The organism is Bifidobacteriaceae bacterium (assembly GCA_031281585.1).
Lineage (GTDB): Bacteria > Actinomycetota > Actinomycetes > Actinomycetales > WQXJ01 > JAIRTF01.
This window is the reverse complement of the sequence record JAITFE010000100.1, coordinates 64,626-83,644: the sequence shown is the minus strand read 5'-3', so window position 1 is coordinate 83,644 and position 19,019 is coordinate 64,626. Positions and strand designations below refer to the sequence as shown.

Below are 19,019 nucleotides of genomic sequence, written 5' to 3'. Positions count from 1 at the left end.
CCTTAGTCGAGTTCGCCGTCGACCTTTACCCGCACTCCCCCAGTTTGGCGCACGGCTGAGCGTCCCCGGATGGTCTCGCGGATCCGCCCGATCACCGTCTTGGCCGCCGGCAGCGGAATCAGCAGGACGGTCTTCCCGGCCGCAGCGCGCACCCTGACCTCGCCGGGCAGTTCAAGGGCCGCCGTGAACTCGTCAACGGCCTCCCCCGGCCCGGTCAACACCACTGCTTTGGTGGCGGGAGGCAAACCGAGCTCCCGGCGCTCAGCCAACTCCCGTTCCGCCAGGCCCACCGGGTCCCACCGCACCAGGGCCTGCGCCGCGGCGCCGCCGTCCGAACCGAGCAGCAGCACTTCGCCACGCGGCCTGACCAGCCCCGCCGCGCCCATCCAAATCCGCAACGCTTCCACGGCCGCGTCAAGTTCCGGTCGACCGGCCCAAGCACCGGCGTCCAGCAAGCAGGCGGCCGCGTAGCCGCCGTCCGCGACAGGCTCAGCGCTCGGAGTGGCCACGACCAGGGCCGGCCCCGAGCCGACTGACTCGATCAGCCCGGAACCGGCGCCCGACCGCCGCAAAGCCACCCCCGGAAACGCCCGACCCAACTCATCCGCCGTCCTGACCAGCCCAAACACCTCGTGAGCGGCGCTCGGGACCTGAATCAAGACAGGTCCCGCGCCCAACCCCCGCCGAATCAGCCGAAACGCCGCCTCCGGCAATCGGCTGGCCGCCGTCGCCCCCTCCCTGGCCAGGTCGTCAGCCGTGGGCGCGCCCACAACCGGCGTTGCCGCCCGCACCGCCGCCCGCGCCGGGACTGCCGAGCCCATCCATCCGCCGTCCACCAAAGCCTGCGCCTCGACGCTCCGCGCCAGGCCCGCCACCAGCAGGTTCGCCCTCTCTTGGCCAGCCCTGACGGTCAGCACCGCGCGCGCCCCCGGGTAAGGGGCCCGCGGTTCGGCCAGCGCCGGGTCGCCGTCGTTCACCAACACCAGCAGCCCTGGCCTGGCCAAAGGCGCGAACGCGGCCGCCCTGGTCCCCACCAACACATCCACCGTGCCCGATGCCGCCCCCCAATACCCCTCCAACCTCGCCTCGGGCCCGTCCCCGGCCACCAGCCGTGCGACTGCCGGCCCGGCCATCCCAGCCTCCCGCTGCGGCCACGCTTCAAAGAGCGCGCACGTGACCTCGGCGACTTGTCGTTCCGATGGCGCCACGATCAACGCTTGCCGGCCCACGCGCCAATTCGCCAAGATCGCAGCCACCAAACCAACTAGCAGATCGGAACCCGGCAGGCAATTCCAAACCACCCTGTTGGCATCGCCTCGCCCTATGCCGTCCACAAACCCGGCGAGTGGGTGAGACTGCGGGAGCGGCGCCCAGGCGGCGGGGGCGCCGCCCAGCCGTTCCCTCAAAAGGCCCCTTTCGGGCACCGTGCCCGGCGAAGACGCGCCGGCTGCGGTGGCTTCCACGTCCCCGCCCCCGGCGTCGATCCCGGAAAGACGCCCCTCCGGCGACCCCCAGGGGCCCCCCGCTGAAACGTCGCCAGGTGTCGCGCCGCCGCCCCGACGATTCGCTACCGCCTCAAGGGCCAGTCGCTTCTCAGTCGCAACGTGTGCCGCTGGGATCGCCAACCGGAGCACGTCCGCGACCGTGCCCGCCTGCCTCGCCGCGATGGCGTTGGCGAGGCGCCACAACCCCGGCGTAAGCAGGGGCAATCCGGATGGCACACGACTGATCCAACTCAAGGCACCGGGGTGCTCCGACTGATCGCGTCGCTCGACAATGAAGCCGTCCACACGGCGACCGTGGAACGGCGCCCGCACCCTCACACCCGGTTGCGCCGCGGCGTCCAGGGCCGTCGGAACCAAGTAGTCGAACGTTCGGTCCAGCGCCGGGCTGGGAAGGTCCATGGTCACCACCGCCACCGGTTGGCGAGCGGCCGGTTCGGGCTTGGGCTTGGCCCGCTTGCGTGAGCGACGCGCGACGGCACCCAGCCCAAGCAGAACGCCCTGCGTGGTCCCTTGTGCGCTGTCGCTCATGGGCTCCAACCCCGCACCCGGGCTCCACAGCGCACAATACGCCGCGCCAGCGCCCAGGCCGTCCCGTGACGGGCTCTCAATCGAACCGGCTCGCAGCCAGATCCTCGGCCCGGTTCGTTTCCTCCCACGGGAATCCCGTCCTGCCGAAGTGGCCAAAGGTGGCAGTGGTCCGGTAGATGGGCCGCAGCAAGTCAAGCGCCGCGATGATCGCGGCCGGACGCAGATCGAACACCCCAGTGACGGCGCTGGCCAGGGCCGCGTCTGACACCGCTCCGGTCCCAAAGCTGTCGACAGCCACGCTGATCGGCTCCGCTTTCCCGATCGCGTAGGCGACCTGCACCTCGCAGCGCCTGGCCAGACCGGACGCAACCAGGTTCTTGGCCACCCAGCGCATGGCGTAGCTGGCCGAGCGGTCCACCTTCGAGGGGTCCTTGCCGCTGAACGCCCCCCCGCCGTGCCTGGCCATCCCGCCGTACGTGTCGACAATGATTTTGCGCCCAGTCACGCCCGTGTCAGCCGCCGGGCCCCCCACCACGAAACTGCCGGACGGATTGACCAGCACCCGGCCCACATCCTCCCAGCCCGCCTCCCCGATGACCGGCTCGATCACGACAGCGCGGAGGTCGGCCTCCAACTGCCCCTGCTCCACCCTAGGCGCGTGCTGCGCGGACACCACAATGGTCTCCAGCCCCACCGGCTTCCCGTCCCGGTACGCCACCGTCACCTGCGTTTTCCCGTCCGGCCGCAGGTACTCGAGCGTGCCGTCCAGGCGCACCTCCTCGAGGCGCTGCGCCAGCTTGTGCGCCAGATGGATCGGCAACGGCATCAACTCCGGCGTCTCATCCACTGCGTAGCCGAACATCATGCCCTGGTCGCCCGCCCCCTGCTGCTCGAGCGCGTCTCGCCTCCCGCCATGTCGCGTCTCCACCGAGTTGTCCACCCCGGCGGCGATCTCCCGGCTTTGGCCTTCGATCAGCACGGACACGCCGCAACTGGCGCCGTCGATCCCCGCCTCGGCCGTGTCGTAGCCCTGGTCCAGCAGCACCTCACGGGCCACCTCGGCCACCGGCACGTAGCCGTTCGTGGTCACCTCGCCGGCCACTACCACCTGGCCGTGCGAGATTAACGACTCGACCGCCACCCGCGCAAACGGGTCTTGTGCCAACAGGCCGTCCAAGACGGCATCGGAAATCTGGTCGCAAAGCTTGTCCGGGTGGCCGCCGGTGACGGACTCTGACGTGAACAGTTTGGTCTCACTCACGGCCACAACCCTAGCCGCGACCTATGACACTCACCCAGCCGACGCGTTTACCCCACTCCGGGAGCTGGCTCACCAAAGCCGGGGCGCTCGCCGCCGTCCCCGTTATCCTACTTCCGGTAGGATTGCCTATGTGCCCGGTTCCGTGAACATCGAGAAGAAGTCCGTGTCCATGCCGGTCTTGACCGTGGATGCCGTGCAAGAACGGGTGGGGCCGCGCGGGTTCTCCGGGTACGTCGCCGCAGCGGTGGCCAGGCAATTGGAGCGCGACGCGCTGGACGACATTTTGGCGGCCATGAACGCCGAACACGGCCCAGCGGAACAGTCCGAAGTCGACAAAATCATGGAGCGGCTCGCGCGGTGATCGCCCGGCCGCACTCGATCCTCCTTGACGCCGAGGCGCTGTCCCTGCTCGCGGCCGGCGACCGCCGGATCCAGGCCTGGCTGGTGGTAGCCCGCCGCACCGACTCGACACTCCACACCTCAGCAGTCACGCTCGCGGAAACCTCAGACGGGACCCCGCGCGACGCGCGGCTCCGTCTCGCGGTCAAGGCCGTGCGCGTCGAACCGGTCACGGCTGCCATCGGCTACTCTGCCGGCAGGCTCCGGACCAAAGCCGCTCGCGCCAGGCGCAAACTCCGAGACGTGACCGTCGACGCCTTGGTCGCCGCCACCGCGCTGACGCTGCCCCGGCCACCGCTGGTGCTCACCTCTGACCCGTCCGACCTGGCCCTGCTGCTCGCCGGCGCGCCGGTCGCCGTGGAAACCATCCTGTAGCGGGGCACCAGGCGGGGTCCAAGCGGTCCGCTACAGCCACGGGCGGACCGCGTCCAGGATCGCCTGCGCGACTTGGTCTTTCGAGCCCGATGCCTGGCCCAAGCGCTCACCCTGAGCGGACAGCAGAACCACGTCGTTGGCGTCCTCACCGAAAACGGCGCCCTGAGCCACCACGTTGACCACCGTCAAATCGGTCGCCTTGCGTTTGGCCTTGGCGATCGCGTGCTCCAACGCGGTCGCGGCCTGGTCGCCGGTCTCCGCGGCGAAGCCGACAATCACTTGGCCCGGACGGCGGGCCGCCACCAGGCCGGCCAAAATGTCCGGATTGGCGACCAGTTCCAGCGCGAAGCCGCTCCGGCCGTGCCGCTTGATTTTGCTGGCTGACGACTGAGCTGGGCGAAAATCCGCGACGGCCGCCGCCATGACCAGCAGGTCGGCATCGGCGGCCCGCTCCGCCATGGCTGCCTGAAGCGACAACGCCGTGTCCACCGGCACCACCTCGACCCCAAACGGGGTCGGCAGCGAAACGTTGGCCGCCACGACCGTCACCTGGGCCCCCCGGCGCGCGGCGGCGGCGGCTATGGCGAACCCCTGTTTGCCGGATGAGCGGTTCCCCAGGAAGCGAACCGGGTCGAGCGGCTCGCGCGTGCCGCCCGCGGAGACCAAAACCTTCAGACCCGCGAAATCGGCGGGCCCAAGCAAACCCTCGACGGCCGCGGCGATCTCGGCCGGCTCCGCCATGCGGCCCGGCCCCGAATCCGCGCCCGTCAGCCGGCCGGCGGGCGAATCGAGCACGGTCACGCCCCGCGACCGCAAGGTGGCCAGGTTCGCGACCGTCGCCGGGTGCTCCAGCATCCCGGTGTGCATGGCCGGCGCCACCACCACCGGCGCGCGCGTCGCCAGCAGAGTGGCAGTCAACAGGTCGTCCGCCCGGCCGGCGGCGTAGCGCGCCAACAGGTCCGCCGTGGCCGGCGCCACCACCACAGCCTGGGCCTGACCGGCCAACGCGACATGGTCAACGCCGACGGCCTGGTCGAACACGGATGTGACGGCAGGCGAACCGGTCAGGGCTTCAAAGGTGGCGCGGCCCACAAAGCGCAAAGCCGCCTCGGTGGGCACAACCCGGACCTTGTGTCCGGCCTCCGTCAACAGCCGGACTAGGGCGGGGGCCTTGTAGGCGGCTATCCCGCCCGCAACCCCCACCACTATCACGCCGGCATCACTCCCCGGAGGGTTCGATGGTCAACAGACCTTGGTTGATCTCTCGCATGGCGATGGACAGCGGCTTCTCCTGCGGCCCGGCCTCCACCAGCGGGCCGACGTGCTCCAACAGGCCCTCGTTCAACTGGGCGTAGTAGCCGTTGATCTGGCGGGCGCGCTTGGCGGCGTAGATCACCAGCGCGTATTTCGAATCGGTCACCTCAAGCAGATCGTCGATCGGCGGATCGGTGATGCCCTCGGGGTTGGCTGTGGTACCTGACAATGAACATTCCTTCCAGCGTCAATTGGCCGCCCTAGTTTAGCCCCATTATCGCGGCGAGTCGTCCCACGGTGTCCTCAAGGCTGTCGTTTGTCAGCACGAAGTCGAACTCGCCCCGTGCCATCACCTCGCGTTCGGCTGTCGCCAGACGCCGCCGCCGTTCGCCAGGGTCCTCGGTCCCGCGGGTCGCCAGACGCCGCTCAAGCTCCTCCCAGGTGGGAGGCATCAGGAAGACTTGCAGCGCGCCAGGCATGGACTGCCTGATCTGCCGCGCGCCAACCAGGTCGATCTCCAGCAGAGCCGGGCGACCCGCGCCCAGCGCGTCTTCTACCGCCAGCCGGGGGGTGCCGTAGAGGTTGCCGTTGTATTCGGCCCACTCCAACATGTCCCCAGCCGCCACTGCGGCCTCAAAGGCCGTCCGGGACGTGAAGAAGTAGTTGATCCCCTCGACCTCACCAGGCCTGGGCTGCCGGGTTGTGGCCGAAACCGAGAGGTATACCTTCGGGTAGCGCTCGGCGATGAGGGCCGCAACCGTGCCTTTGCCGACCCCCGACGGGCCGGCCAATACTGTCAGGCGAGTTGGCGCCCACACCTCCGCTGCTCAGCCGAAACGCTCGATGAGCTGTTCCCTCTGATGCGGCCCCAGGCCGCGGATGCGCCGCGACTCGGAGATGCCGATCTCCGTCATGATCGCCTTGGCCTTCACCTTGCCCACGCCGGGCAGGGCCTCTAGCAAAGCGGCCACCTTGATCTTGCCGATCACTTCATCTTCTTGCCCCATGGCGAGCACTTCGCTAAGGGATCCCTGAGATGCTTTGAGCCGGTTTTTCACCTCAGCCCGTGCTTGGCGGGCCTCGGCGGCCTTCTTGAGGGCCTCAGCCCGCTGTTCCGGAGTCAATGGAGGTAGAGCCATTCCCTTTATCCACCTTCGGTGCGTTTGTTGGACTTGGACAGTCACAATCTAACGACTGACCAGGGATGATGCAACGGCTTCCGGTCTAGATTCCGAGAAAACTGAGATTTGCGACACTTTGGCGCACTTGGGCCACTACCCTTTCGGGGTCGGGTCCGGCCCCTGCGACCGCCCGTGAGACGGTCCCCAGGACCAGCTTCCGGGCTGGCCCGAAGACCCGATCCAGGTCCGCCGGGCCGCCGCCCTGGGCGCCCAGTCCGGGGGCCAGAATAGGGCCTCCCACCTGGGCAATCATCTGGGCTCCTGCTGGCGGCAACGAGCCGATCGTGGCCCCGATCACCACCCCGAGCCCGCCCATTGGGACCGCGCCCGCGTTGGCCTGGCTGACCGCTTGAATGACCGATTCGCCGACCTGCAGGCCTCCAACTGTGACCGCCCGCTGCACGCTGGCGCCTTCCGGGTTTGAGGTGAACGCCAACACGAAGATCCCCCGCCCGTTTAGCGCGGCCAGTTCCAGGGCTGGCCGCAGCGACCCGAAGCCGAGGTACGGGCTGAGGGTGATCGCGTCCGCCGCCAGCGGCGACCCGTCCCCCAGATACGCCTCCGCGTAGCCGCGCATTGTCGAGCCGATGTCGCCCCGTTTGACGTCCAGAATGGTCAGCATCCCGACGTCACGGGCGAAATCCAAGACCTTTTCCAGGGCGCCGATCCCCTGGGACCCATGCCGCTCGAACAGCGCCGACTGCGGTTTGACCGCCGCCGCGCCGCCCGCCAACCCCGCCTCGATCAGCGACCGCCCAAAGAACGTCAGGTTCTCCGGGGTGTCGGCCAGACCCCAGTCGGCCAGCAGGGACGGGTGGGGGTCGATGCCGACGCACAGGTGGCTGCCCCCGGCCATTTGGGCGTGCAGCCGGTTCGCGAAGGCGTTCACGCTCCCGCCCCCTGCAGCGGCGCCACGCTCAAAGGCCCCGCCAGTTGGGCTTCGATCGCCTGCACCGCCGCCGCCAACTGCTGGGTGGTGGTGACGATCGGGCGGTCCATCGCGGTGATGGCGGCCCTGATCTCATAGCCGTCCGCCCGCGACCCGGCCCCGGAGGGGGTGTTGACCACCATGTCCACCTCCCCGGCGTGGATTAGGTCCACGACCGTCTCCCGGCCCTCCCCTTCGGAGACTTTCAGCACCTCCCGGCAGGGAATCGAGTTGCGGCGCAGCACCGACGCGGTCCCCTCGGTCGCCAGGATCTCGAAGCCGAGTTCGGTCAGCCGTTTGATGGGGAACAAAATGGACCGCTTGTCGCGGTCCGCCACCGACACGAAGACCCGGCCCCGCCTGGGCAGCCCGCCAAACGCGGCCACCTGCGACTTCGCGAACGCCGTGGGGAATTGCGGGTCGCGGCCCATGACCTCCCCCGTCGAGCGCATCTCCGGTCCCAGCACCGTGTCCACGATCTTGCCCTCCGCGGTCCTGAACCGTGCGAACGGAAGCACCGCCTCTTTCACCGCGATCTGGTCCACCTCCAGGGCCAGCGCGGCGGAGGCGGCCGGGAGGTGGCCGGCCGCCTTCAGGTCCGCAATGGACGCGCCCGCCATGATCAGGCAGGCCGCCTTCGCCAGCGGCACTCCGGTCGCCTTGGACACGAACGGCACCGTTCTGGACGCCCTGGGGTTCGCCTCCAGCACGTAGAGCACGTCGCTCATCAGCGCGAACTGGATGTTGATCAGGCCCCGCACGCCCACGCCTTTGGCGATGGCCTCCGTGGAGCGCTCGATCCTCTCCAGGTCGCGGCTGGACAGCGTGACCGGCGGGAGCACGCACGCGCTGTCCCCGGAGTGGATGCCCGCCTCCTCGATGTGCTCCATGACTCCGCCCAGGAACAGCTCCTCGCCGTCGTAGAGGGCATCCACGTCGATCTCGATGGCCTGGTCCAAGAACCGGTCGATCAGCACGGGCGCGTCCGCCCGACCCCCTTCGGGGATCGCCTTGGCCATGTATTCGCGCAGGTGGTCCACGTCGTAGACGATCTCCATGCCGCGCCCGCCCAACACGTAGGAGGGGCGCACCAGGACCGGATACCCGATCCGCTCCGCGACCCGTTCCGCCTCCGGGACGCTCAGCGCCGTCCCGTACTGCGGCGCCGGCAGCCCGGCTTCCGCGAGCACCTGCCCGAACAGCCCCCGGTTCTCGGCCGCGTCGATGGCTTCCGGCGGCGTGCCCCACATCGGCAGCCCGGCCTCCGCCAGACGCGACGACAGGCTCAAGGGGGTTTGCCCGCCCAATTGCACGATGACGCCGGCTACAGGCCCGGCCGCCCGCTCGGCATCGTAGATCTCCATAACGTCCTCAAACGTGAGCGGCTCAAAGTAGAGGCGCCCGGAAATGTCGTAGTCCGTGGAGACGGTCTCCGGGTTGCAATTGATCATGACCGTCTCATAGTCCTCGCCCAGGGCGAGGGCGGCGTGGACGCAGGAGTAGTCGAATTCGATGCCCTGGCCTATCCGGTTGGGGCCGGATCCCAGAATCAGCACGGCCGGGCGCCTGCGGGGCCGCACCTCGGTTTCCTCGTCATAGGTGGAATACAGGTACGGCGTGCGGGCGGCGAATTCGCCCGCGCACGTGTCGACCATTTTGTAAACCGGCCTGAGCCCAAAAGCGTGCCGGATTTCCCGCACCGCCTCTTCCGAAAGGTTCCTGATTTCGCCGATCTGAACATCCGAGAAGCCATGCCGCTTGGCGAGTTTGAGCGTCCGGCGGTCCAGCGCCTCCGCTCCCGCGAGGCGCGCGGCCACCTCGTTGATCAACTCGACCTGGTCGACAAACCAGGGGTCTATCCCGGTCACGGCCGCCAAACGCTTCCCCGGCACGCCCCACCGGGCGGCCTGTTGGAGGTCGATCAGGCGGTGCTCCGTGGGGCGCGCGAGCGACTCCACCAACCGCTCCAATTCCTCTGCGGTTGGCTTTGGGCCGGACCAGTGGAACCTTGTGCCCTTCTTGTCGATGGACCGCATCGCCTTGTTGAGAGATTCCGTGAAGCAGCGCCCAATCGCCATCGCCTCGCCGACCGATTTCATGGTGGTGGTGAGCGTGTCGTCCGCCGCCGGGAATTTCTCGAATGCGAAGCGCGGCGCCTTGGTCACAATGTAGTCGATGGCGGGCTCGAAGCTCGCGGGGGTGGAACCGGTGATGTCGTTCGGGATTTCATCAAGCGTGTAGCCGATGGCGAGGCGGGCGGCGATCTTCGCGATTGGGAAGCCCGTCGCCTTGGACGCTAAAGCGGAGGACCGGGAAACGCGCGGATTCATTTCGATGACAATGATCCGGCCGTCGTCCGGGTTGACCGCGAATTGGATGTTGCAGCCGCCGGTGTCCACGCCCACTTCCCGGATCACCGCGATCCCGATGTCCCGCAGCCGCTGGTATTCGCGGTCCGTCAGGGTCAGCGCCGGGGCGATGGTCACCGAGTCGCCGGTGTGCACGCCCATCGGGTCCAGGTTCTCGATCGAGCAGACCACCACCACGTTGTCCGCGCGGTCCCGCATGATCTCCAGTTCGAACTCTTTCCAGCCGATGACGGACTCTTCCAGCAGGACTTCCGCGGTGGGGCTGTATTGGAGACCGCCGCCGGCGATCCGCTCCAGGTCCGCCGGGTTGTAGGCGATCCCGGAGCCCAGCCCACCCATGGTGAACGAGGGCCGCACCACGATGGGGTAGCCCAGTTCCTCGGCCGCCGCCAGGCATTCCCCCATGGAGTGCGCTATGCGACTGCTGGCCACCTCCGCGCCGGAGCGCTCGACCACGTCCTTGAACTCCTGGCGGTCCTCCCCCGCCCTGATGGAGTCGATTTTCGCGCCGATCAACTCGACGTCGAACCTCTCTAGGACGCCCGCCTCCGCGAGCGCCACGGCGGCGTTCAGCGCCGTCTGGCCGCCCAGGGTGGGCAGCAGCGCGTCGGGTCGTTCCCGTTCAATGATGGCCGTCAGCGCGGCTAGTTCGATCGGCTCGATGTAGGTGGCGTCCGCGAACTCCGGATCCGTCATGATGGTCGCGGGGTTCGAGTTCACCAGGACCACTCTCAGGCCCTCGTCCTTGAGGACCCGGCACGCTTGCGTGCCGGAGTAGTCGAACTCGCAGGCCTGGCCGATCACGATCGGCCCGGACCCGATCACCATGACCGACTTGAGGTCTTGGCGCTTTGGCATGGCTGGCCTCCTTTCCCGCCTCACTGGACGGGCCTTAAAGGATTGTTCCCGCCCAGCCTACCGTGGCCGCCGCCACCCGAATCCGCCCCTTGTCAGGATCCGCCGGCGTTGCGCAGGCACAACTCGACTCGGTCGGTGGTCCAGGTCGCCACGCCGGATCCGAAGAAGTCTTGGTCCTCCGTCCAGACGGCCGCGCCGGTCGCCAACGCCAGCGCGACCACCGGCCAATCGTCCGGGTCCCGGACGGCTATCCGCTCCAGCGCCTCCTCCCGCAGGTGCTCGTAGTGTTTCAGTTCCACGAGTTGAACCAGTTCGGGCAATTCGGCCACAGCCGCTGCCGCCACGCCGGGGTCAACGCCCCGTTTCGCGAGCAGGGCGGGCAGGTGGCGCCCAGCCTCCTCAAACGCCTCCGCGGGGGCCAACAGGACGACTTGCTCCGAGTGGCCGGCGATGATGTCCCGCACCCGTTTCCCCAAGACCGCCCGAATCAGGATGTTGGAGTCCAGAACAAGCGCTCTGGCCGTTGTCACCGGCCGGGCCGCCTGGCTTGCTCGAATTCCGCCACCAAGTCGTCGGGGTCAATCCCCAGGTCGGCGAGTTGCCCGTCCAGCGCCTGAGCCGCGAGCAGAAACCGCTCGGGGGACCGGGGACCAGAGCTGGCCGTGGGGAGGAAGACGGCCACGGCGTCCCCGTGGCGGGTCACCTCCACGGCTTCTCCCGCGTCGATCAGGCTGGCTATCTGCGTTCTGAACTCGCGGACGCCAAGAGCGCGCATAAGGTCTCCCTAGGTTGTGTGAATGCGTGTACACATACTACCCCACGCCGAGGTGCTGGCTCGAATGTCACGAACTGATGCGAAGTGTCGCGAACCGATACGAACCGATGCGCCATGTTGTAGCCTGTGCGGTGACGAGTCCACCAAAGGGAGAACCATGACCGAGCCTTTTGCGCCAGCATTCGGCAACCGGCCGAGCCGGTTCGTCGATCGGGAGCGGGAAATCGCGGCCTTCGCCAAGGGCCTCCAGGGGCCGGGCGGACACCCGAACCGGGCCTTGCTCTTCACCGGGCAGCGGGGGATGGGCAAGACCGCCCTCCTGCTCGAGTTGGCCGCGCAGGCAGAACAATTCGGGTTCGTCGCCGCCAAGGCGACCGCCGACGACGGACTGCTCGACGAGCTCTTGGAAGTCATTCAGGCCAACGGGATGAAGCGTGTGCCGAAAGGTAAGCCGCTGAAGGGTTTCAACGTCGGCGCGCTCGGCTTCTCCGTGGGCCTTACGTTCAACGACCACACGCAAAACAGCTACGGCTTCCGAGTGAAACTGGGACTGCTCTGCGACGCCTTGGCCGAGCGCGGCCTTGGCGTGGTGCTCCTGGTTGACGAAGTCACCGCATCGTCGCCTGAATTGCGGAAGCTGGTCACGACCTATCAGGAGTTGGTTGGCGAGGGCAAGAACATCGCGATCGCCATGGCGGGGCTGCCGACTGCGGTTTCGCGACTCTTGAACGACCAGGTGTTGACTTTCCTGAACCGCGCCAGCAAGTTCCGTCTTGAGCCCATCCCGGTTCACGAGATAGTCAGCCTCTACGTCAAAGAGTTCCGAAGCCTGGGCAAGTCGATGTCGGCAGAGGATTTCCAACGAGCGGCGGAGGCCACACTCGGCTATCCGTATCTGCTGCAACTCATCGGCTACTACCTGCTTGACTTCGCCGGAGAGGCGGAGTCGATCGACGCCCCAATCGTGGAACTGGCCATCGCCAATTCCAGGAAAGCCCTGGCGAGCACCGTCTTCGAGCCGAGCCTCGCCCCGCTGTCCGCCCGCGACGTCGAGTTTCTTCGCGCCATGTCGGTGGATACCGGCCCGAGCGCGGTCGACGCAATCGCCCAGCGCCTGGGCTACTCGCGCGACAGCGTCCAGCAGACCCGGTCCCGGCTGCTCGCTGCCAAGGTGATCGCCTCGCCGCGTCGGGGTGAACTGGCCTTCGAGCTGCCCTACTTGGCCGAGTACCTGAGAGGCGAGTTGTAGCGGCTCCCTCGCCTTCTCAGATCCCCAGGAGTTCGCAGCTGACCTGCCAGTGCCGGTCCACGACCGCCGGGTCATAAGCCTTCCGGTTGGTTCGGCTCACGGTTCGGCGGGAGCCGTAGTACTCGCCGGAGGTCCAGTCCCTGCCCGGCTGGCCCGTGATGAAATGCGCGAGGTTGGCCCCGCCCTTGCGGGCGGGAATCAGGGTCGCCTTCAGCGGGCTGTGGTAGACCCGCCGGAAGAAGCTGTCCGTGTCAGAGGCGAAGTTGGTGGCGACGTCCCCCGGGTGGAACGCGACCGCCGAGAGGCCCTGATCGGCATAGCGGCTGTGCAGCCCCTTGGCGAACAAGATGTTCGCCAGTTTCGAGTCGCCGTACGCCCTGGTCGGCCGGAAATCGCCAAAGCCTTGCAGGTCGTCAAAATCGAGGCGGCTGTAGAGCCGCGCGGCGATGGACGCCGTGTTGACCACCGCCCCGCCCGCCTCCAGGATCCGGTCCAGCAGCAGGTGGGTCAGCAGGAACGGCGCCAGGTGGTTGACCTGGAACGTCTTCTCGAATCCGTCCGCCGTCTTGGCGGGACCCGAAAAGATCCCGCCCGCGTTGTTGGCCAGCACGTCGATCCGGTCGCAGGACGCCCTCAGCGCGTCGGCCAGGCCGCGCACCTGCTCCAATTGCTCAAAGTCCGCGACATGCCATTCCGCGCCCGTTCTGGCCGCGACGGCCTTCGTCTTCGCCGCCGAACGGCCGACCAGCACCAACCTCAGGTCGCCGCCCGCCAGCTGTTCGCTCGCGGCCGCGCCAATTCCGTCGCTCGCTCCTGTGATCACAACCGTGCGCATGGCGGGCTCCTGGGCTTCGGGACGGCAGAAAGCCCGACTCTACCACCAGGTGGCGGCACCGCCTGGTCTGTCCACCCCCGCCTTGAGGGCTACGCCTCGCGTCAGGCCCGAGCCTAGACTTGCCCCATGGCCCTCCCGGACTCCCCGGTCCGCCTGACGGACTGGTCCAAGTGCCCCAATTGCAGGTCGCCGTTGACGACCAGTCGTTGCGCCACCTGCGGGCTGCAGGCGTCCGGCGCGTCCGGGCTCAAACTGGCCAACCTCTCCGTCGCCGCAGACGCCGCCCTCAAGGCCGGCTCTTCCGCCGCCACGCAGCTTTTGAACGAACGGTCGGCGCTCATCGCCACGCTCCTGGGAGCCCCGGCCCCGCCGCCGATGCCGTTCGCCCAGCCCTTTCCCCAAGTCCCGCCAGTACCGTACCCCGGCCCCGCGCCCTGGCCGCCCGCAGCGGCCAAACCAGCCTCGCAGTGGACGCCCACCACGGCCTTGGCTTTGGTGGGCGCTTTGCTGGTGGCGGCCTCGGCGGTCGGCTTCGCGTTCTTCATTCCCGACCTCGGCTGGTCCGCCCGCGTCATCTCCTTGGCGGTGGGGGCGGTGGCGGCCGGCGCCGGCGCGCTGTTCCTAAAGCTGCGGCAGATGACCTCCACGGCTGAGGCGGTGGCGGGCGTGGCGGCCGCCCTCGCCCTGCTCACCTGGACGCTCGCGATTGGCGACATCCAAGGCCGAGCGCTGCAAGCGGGATCCTCGGGCGTCTCGCTGTTTGTCCTGGCCGCTTTGATCTACCTAGCCGGGCGGCTGGGGTTGCGGGCCTGGCGGATGACCGGGCTGCTCGCGGCCCCGTTCGCGGCGGTCTTCCTGCCGGCCTGGGCGCTGGGTGACCGCCCACACTACGGGGCGGAGAACCTGCTTGTCGCGGCGATCGCCGCAATCGTCTTCGCCTTGATCGCGGCCCTGGGCCGGAAGATCGAGGACGGCCGGCTGGAGCGGGCGCTGCTCGCGGTCATGGGCGCGGGCGCCCTGGCCGTCGCAGGCTTGGCCGCCGTGGGCACCTGGGCCGATCCCCTGGCCGCCCTCATTTGGCTGCTCGTGGCGCCGACGGCCTTGGCGCTCGGCCAGGAGCGGCGGGCCCGCTGGCTGCCCGCGTCCGGCGTGGCGCTGGTGTTGGCCGGCGCGGAATTGGTCTTCAGCGCCTTCGAGTTGCCGGTGGAGGAGGCCTGGTCGCTCGGCTTGTTCGGCGCCCTGGCGGTCTGGTTGTTGTGCGCCGTCGCGGCGCGCCTCGCGCCGGCCCCGCAAGTCACGGGGCCGCTCGCAGCCGGCGCGTTCCTGGGGCTGTTGGCCATCAGCTTGCCCACTTTGGCATTTCAGAGCTTCCAGGCGCTGCTCGGCGTGCCTGCCTCCTTCGCCACGCCGTCCACGCCGGAGATCATGGGCTGGTCCGTGCCGGCGGCGGCGGCGGCTCTGACCGCCCTGGTCCGCTCCCCCCTCTGGCTGCGACGCGCCGCCGGCTGGGCCTTCCTCCCGGCTGGGGCCGCGTGCTTGGCTTGTTGGGTCGCGTTGCCTGACGTGCCGCCCGGTTGGGCTTTCGCCACCCTGGCGTTGGCTTCCCTGGGCCTCAGCGGGATAGCGGCCGGTGCCGTTCTGGCGCCGGGGAGGCGGCCGCGCTTCAACCGCTATGTGGCCGTCAGCGCCAGGGCCGCGGCCTTCGCGCTCGCGCTGCCGCTCGCCCTGGTGTGCGTGGACACCGACCCGCTTCTGGCGGTGGGCGCGCTGGTTGTGCCGGCGGCGGTCTTGGCCACCGGCTTCTCCCTCAGGCCCACCGCCTGGCCCGTCTTGACCGCGGTCGCGTGCGTGCCCTTCGCCACACTCGCCATGGCGGCCTTGGAGCGCTACACCGACGGACCGGCGCCTTTCAGCCTCCTCACAATCATTGTGTGCCTGGCCGTCGCGGTCCTGACCACCTTCCCGCGCCCGGCGCCCCGGACCTGGTCCGTGCTGGCGGTGTTCGCGGCCGCGCTCTTCGGCGTCACGGCCGTTGACTTGCTGTTTGACCGCACCTGGACGGGCATGGGCGGGGCCTTGAGCATGACCGTGCTGGCGCTGACGGCGGCGCTGGTTCGCCGCCGCGCGTTGCCCTTGGCGGTCAAGGTGCTGGCTACGGCCGTCGCGGTGGGCAGTTTGGCGCTGACCATGGTCACCACGCTCGCGCTCCTCACCCCTGGTTCCGGGTCGGTGTGGCTGTTCCCGCTGGTGGCGGTGGTGAGCGCCGCAGCCGCGATGGGCGGCCTCTGGCTGCGCAGGCCGCCAGCCCCCACACCCGTCCCCGCCGGGGTCGCGGAGCGCCGAGGCGTCGGCGCCGCCCTGATAGTCAGCGGCGGCGCGGTCGGCTTGATCGCCGTCCTGATGGCGGTCGGGTGGCCCGTCACGGGCGCTACCACCGTGTTGGCCACCGCCGCCCTCGCCTGCGCCGCTTCCGCCGGGGTGGCCGCCGCGCGCGCCGGCAGCGCCCACGCCTGGTGGTACTCCGGCGCCATGGCCTGCGTGGTCCTGTGGAGCGCCCTGGTGCTGGGGGACGTGGGTCTGGTCGAGGCGTACACCCTGCCGCCGGCTCTGGCTGCGGCGGGCATTGGCGGCGCGTTGGCGCACCGGCACCGGTCCATGCTCGCGTTGGCCGTGCCGGGCGCCTGGCTGGCCGTCGCCCCCAGCCTGATCCTCGAGTTCGTGGGCACGGACCCGCTGCTGCGGGGCCTTGAACTGGCGGCCCTCGGCGTGCTGGCGTTGGCGCTGGCGGCGTCCTTTGAACACCTGCGCCGCGCGTTCGGATTGGTGGCGTTGGCGCCGGTGGCGGGACTGGTCAATCTGGCCCTGATGGTGGGCCGCGTGCCGCCCTTCCCGGACGAACTGGCCGTCTTTCGGCCGTTGCAGCCCTATCCCAGCGCGCTGTTCGCCATAGCCGCACTGATCGGCGTGGCGGCGGCGGCCGGACTGGCCCTGACGGGCGGCCTGTTCGCCCGCCGGACCGCTGACACCCGGTTGTGGGTGTTCGGCGCGTTCGCCCTGGCCGCCGCAGTGCCGGTCTGCTCAATGCGCTTCACCTGGTTCGTGGTGGCCGCCATGTGGCTGGCCATGACCGTCTTCTTGGGGCTGACCTTCTGGTCCGCGCGGCCGGGCCGCCCGTCCGGGTTGGCGGATGGCGGCTTGCCGGACGCCGACGGCGCCCCGCGCGCGCTGCCGGGGAGCGGCGGCCGGCTGGCCCTCCCGCCGTTCTGGAGCATCTGGCTGGTCGCCCTGGCGGTCGGGATAGCCGGCTGGTCCACCCGCCAACTGCGGGTCGAGGTTTTCGCGTTGCCGCTCGGTTTGGCGCTGTTCGCGGCCGGCTGGGCGGTCAGGGGGTGGCTCGGCTCGCGCGCCTGGGCGGTCACCCCAGGCGTGGCCGCGACTTTGGGCCCGTCCACGTTGGCCGTCGGCACCGACCCGCTGACCTGGCGGGCCATCATGGTGCTGGTCCTGGCGCTCGCCTTCATGGTCCTCGGGGCCTTGCGGCGCTGGCGCCCGCCCACCTTTGTGGCCGCCGGATCCATCGGGGTGACCGTCTTCGAGGTCTTCGCCCGCAGCGGAGAAGTCTCCGCCGTGCCGTGGCTCGCGTCCCTGCTGGCCACGGGCGGCTGCCTCCTGGCGCTGGCGATCTACTTCGAGTTGCGCTCCCGCCGCGACGCGGCGGCCGCAGACGGCTGCTAGAGTCGCGTAGAGCCCTCAACTCAACGAGTCTCACAGGAGGTCTCGTGTCTTACCCCGCACAAGGCCAAGACGCCGCGGCGCTGCGGTTGGCCGATCGCTCTCTTGACGCCGCCGAATTGGCCCGCATCGCCACGGCCTACCCCGCCTTGGCGCCAGCCGTCGCCTCTCATCCGAACCTGTCCCCCGAATTGGCCGCTTGGCTGCACAGCCTTGGCAGGCCCGATGTCGCCTGGGCGCTCGCCGCCCGCGCGGCCGGACCCAGCCCGGCCGCTTGGGCACCACACGCCACGCCAACGCCGGGGCCGCCCCCGGCGGCCAGCCAATTCGCGCCTCCGGGGATGGCGCCGCCCACAACGCCGGCGGGCTGGGCTCGGAGTCCCACAACTTCGGCGGGGTTGGGTGGCCCATACGGAAGCGCGGGCGCTCAAACAGGCGGCCCAGCTGCGCACGGGGGCTGGGCGGGCCCGTACGGAAGCGCCGGCGCGGCCGCTGGCGTCTCGGCGGCATCGTCCGGCTGGGCGGGCCCGTACGGAACCGGGGGCGCGGCGGCTGGCGGCCCGGCGGCATCGGCGGGGTGGGCTGGGCAATACCCTTCCGGAGGCGAACCGGCGGCGCCTGGCGCGACTTTGGGCGGGCGGCGCCGGAAAAAGAGGCTGCATCTGGCGATCGGCGTGGTCGCGGTGTTGGCGCTGGCGGGAGGCGGCGTGGTGTGGTTCGCCGGCTCGCGCGACCAGGCGCCGGCGCCGGGCGGAGGCGCCGGCGGGGTGTCTACCGCGGCCGCAGAGCGGGTGCGCAGCATCACCGAGCAGCCCACGTTGGGCCAGGCCATCTCCACCACGGACGTGATGGGCGCCGGATTCGCCAGATCCGAATTCGTCGGCTTCATGGATGACGACACCGCCCTGATCAGCGGCACGGACGACCTGTATTCGTCGTTCGTGATCGACATAGGGGAATTAGAGCGGCCGGATTCCGCGTCCGGCGAGCCCGCCCAACCCCTGTACGCGCTGGTGGCGCTCGATCTGACGACAGCGGCCGAGAAATGGCGCGTCACCTTGGCCGACGCGTTCGGCTGGGACCCGGCCGTGCGGATCTTCGCGAACATCAGGGCGTCCGGCGGTTTGGCCTTGATCCAGGCCCGCCAGGACTCCGACTACGCCGACGCAGCCATTGTCCTCGCCACCGTCAACGGCGCGGGCGAGATCGTCTCCCTCCAGGAGAACGCCCAAGGTTCGGAGTGGCTCAGTTTCAGCGACGGCGTCGCGTTGTTCCAAGGCCGCGGCAAAGAGTTGGTCGCTTACGACCCGCTTCAGCTGAATCAGCCGCTCTGGCGCGCGGCCGGGGCCGAGACCAGCTTCTCCCTTCACAACTCCGTCACCGGCGCATGGTGGGTCCTGGCCAAGGCGGGTTTCGTTGACGTGCGCACCGGCGAGGAACTGTGGTCAACGGCGAATGAGACCCTCCAGCGCGGCCCCCAGGGCTTGATCGTCACCAAGGCCAATGATCGCGACGCCTTGATCCTGCGTGACTGGAAGTCCGGCGCGGAAACGGCCAACCACGACTTGGGGGAGAACGGTTCGCTGCTGAGCCTCGGCGAGACCGTCGCCTACGTGGCGGACGACCAGGGAACCGTCACCGGTCTGAGCTTGACCGATGGCCTGAGGGAACTCTGAAGCGTCGACATCCCCGCCGTCTTGCCGGAGGCGGCCGACCATCATCTTTCACTGTTGGGGTCCGGCCCCAGGGTCTTGGTGTGCATCCAGACCG

The 19,019-nt window shown here is 69.3% G+C and carries 16 protein-coding genes; 5 read left to right on the top strand and 11 right to left on the bottom strand.

Annotation, left to right across the window (positions count from 1 at the left end):
* Nucleotides 1-2: 2 nt before the first annotated feature.
* Together LBC97_11555 and metK are read right to left on the bottom strand one after the other, a co-directional pair.
* The gene (locus tag LBC97_11555; protein ID MDR2566663.1) at nt 3-2,033 is read right to left on the bottom strand and encodes a hypothetical protein; all 2,031 of its coding nucleotides are present in this window, start codon (nt 2,031-2,033) and stop codon (nt 3-5) included.
* A gap of 76 nt (nt 2,034-2,109) precedes the next feature.
* A complete protein-coding gene (metK, locus tag LBC97_11550) occupies nt 2,110-3,294 on the bottom strand; it encodes a methionine adenosyltransferase (protein ID MDR2566662.1) in 1,185 nt (394 codons plus the stop codon).
* A 130-nt stretch (nt 3,295-3,424) separates the two neighbouring features.
* On the opposite strand from metK, the gene LBC97_11545 reads away from it, so the two are divergent.
* Nucleotides 3,425-3,655 carry a hypothetical protein gene (locus LBC97_11545; protein ID MDR2566661.1) on the top strand — a complete coding sequence of 77 codons (231 nt, stop codon included), beginning with the start codon at nt 3,425-3,427 and terminating at the stop codon, nt 3,653-3,655.
* A complete protein-coding gene (locus LBC97_11540; protein MDR2566660.1) occupies nt 3,652-4,068 on the top strand; it encodes a hypothetical protein in 417 nt (138 codons plus the stop codon). The genes LBC97_11545 and LBC97_11540 overlap by 4 nt, the downstream gene beginning before the upstream one ends.
* 30 nt (nt 4,069-4,098) lie before the next feature.
* Here LBC97_11540 and coaBC read toward each other — a convergent pair whose 3' ends face one another.
* From coaBC to LBC97_11500, 8 genes are all read right to left on the bottom strand, one after another.
* Entirely contained in the window at nt 4,099-5,280 is a 1,182-nt protein-coding gene (coaBC, locus tag LBC97_11535) for a bifunctional phosphopantothenoylcysteine decarboxylase/phosphopantothenate--cysteine ligase CoaBC (protein MDR2566659.1), read from the bottom strand.
* Nucleotides 5,281-5,287: 7 nt separating this feature from the next.
* Nucleotides 5,288-5,551, bottom strand: coding sequence for a DNA-directed RNA polymerase subunit omega (gene rpoZ, locus LBC97_11530; GenBank protein ID MDR2566658.1), 264 nt, complete (start codon nt 5,549-5,551; stop codon nt 5,288-5,290).
* Between the two features lie 31 nt (nt 5,552-5,582).
* Nucleotides 5,583-6,140, bottom strand: coding sequence for a guanylate kinase (gene gmk, locus LBC97_11525; GenBank protein ID MDR2566657.1), 558 nt, complete (start codon nt 6,138-6,140; stop codon nt 5,583-5,585).
* Nucleotides 6,141-6,149: 9 nt separating this feature from the next.
* Nucleotides 6,150-6,461: a helix-hairpin-helix domain-containing protein gene (locus tag LBC97_11520; protein ID MDR2566656.1), complete on the bottom strand. Its 312-nt coding sequence runs from the start codon at nt 6,459-6,461 to the stop codon at nt 6,150-6,152.
* An 85-nt stretch (nt 6,462-6,546) separates the two neighbouring features.
* Nucleotides 6,547-7,392, bottom strand: coding sequence for an orotidine-5'-phosphate decarboxylase (gene pyrF / locus LBC97_11515; GenBank protein ID MDR2566655.1), 846 nt, complete (start codon nt 7,390-7,392; stop codon nt 6,547-6,549).
* Nucleotides 7,389-10,658: a carbamoyl-phosphate synthase large subunit gene (carB, locus tag LBC97_11510; protein MDR2566654.1), complete on the bottom strand. Its 3,270-nt coding sequence runs from the start codon at nt 10,656-10,658 to the stop codon at nt 7,389-7,391. Before carB ends, pyrF begins: the two co-directional genes overlap by 4 nt.
* A gap of 92 nt (nt 10,659-10,750) precedes the next feature.
* Nucleotides 10,751-11,188 (bottom strand): PIN domain-containing protein, encoded by a 438-nt coding sequence (locus LBC97_11505; GenBank protein ID MDR2566653.1) that lies wholly within the window; start codon nt 11,186-11,188, stop codon nt 10,751-10,753.
* Nucleotides 11,185-11,433, bottom strand: a complete 249-nt coding sequence (locus tag LBC97_11500; GenBank protein ID MDR2566652.1) for a type II toxin-antitoxin system Phd/YefM family antitoxin — start codon at nt 11,431-11,433, stop codon at nt 11,185-11,187. The genes LBC97_11505 and LBC97_11500 overlap by 4 nt, the downstream gene beginning before the upstream one ends.
* A gap of 157 nt (nt 11,434-11,590) precedes the next feature.
* Here LBC97_11500 and LBC97_11495 point away from each other — a divergent pair, with 157 nt between their 5' ends.
* Nucleotides 11,591-12,682 (top strand): hypothetical protein, encoded by a 1,092-nt coding sequence (locus LBC97_11495; GenBank protein MDR2566651.1) that lies wholly within the window; start codon nt 11,591-11,593, stop codon nt 12,680-12,682.
* A gap of 16 nt (nt 12,683-12,698) precedes the next feature.
* On the opposite strand, the gene LBC97_11490 is transcribed toward LBC97_11495, so the two are convergent.
* Entirely contained in the window at nt 12,699-13,517 is an 819-nt protein-coding gene (locus tag LBC97_11490; GenBank protein ID MDR2566650.1) for an SDR family NAD(P)-dependent oxidoreductase, read from the bottom strand.
* A gap of 126 nt (nt 13,518-13,643) precedes the next feature.
* On the opposite strand from LBC97_11490, the gene LBC97_11485 reads away from it, so the two are divergent.
* Entirely contained in the window at nt 13,644-17,252 is a 3,609-nt protein-coding gene (locus LBC97_11485; GenBank protein ID MDR2566649.1) for a hypothetical protein, read from the top strand.
* A 44-nt stretch (nt 17,253-17,296) separates the two neighbouring features.
* Nucleotides 17,297-18,925 carry a hypothetical protein gene (locus tag LBC97_11480; protein ID MDR2566648.1) on the top strand — a complete coding sequence of 543 codons (1,629 nt, stop codon included), beginning with the start codon at nt 17,297-17,299 and terminating at the stop codon, nt 18,923-18,925.
* Nucleotides 18,926-19,019 lie beyond the last annotated feature (94 nt).

Coding starts and splice junctions, on each gene's coding strand:
- LBC97_11520 (MDR2566656.1), bottom strand. CDS start 6,461: ATGGCTCTACCTCCATTGACTCCGGAACAGCGGGCTGAGGCCCTCAAG.
- LBC97_11500 (MDR2566652.1), bottom strand. CDS start 11,433: ATGCGCGCTCTTGGCGTCCGCGAGTTCAGAACGCAGATAGCCAGCCTG.
- carB (MDR2566654.1), bottom strand. CDS start 10,658: ATGCCAAAGCGCCAAGACCTCAAGTCGGTCATGGTGATCGGGTCCGGG.
- LBC97_11555 (MDR2566663.1), bottom strand. CDS start 2,033: ATGAGCGACAGCGCACAAGGGACCACGCAGGGCGTTCTGCTTGGGCTG.
- LBC97_11495 (MDR2566651.1), top strand. CDS start 11,591: ATGACCGAGCCTTTTGCGCCAGCATTCGGCAACCGGCCGAGCCGGTTC.
- LBC97_11490 (MDR2566650.1), bottom strand. CDS start 13,517: ATGCGCACGGTTGTGATCACAGGAGCGAGCGACGGAATTGGCGCGGCC.
- LBC97_11485 (MDR2566649.1), top strand. CDS start 13,644: ATGGCCCTCCCGGACTCCCCGGTCCGCCTGACGGACTGGTCCAAGTGC.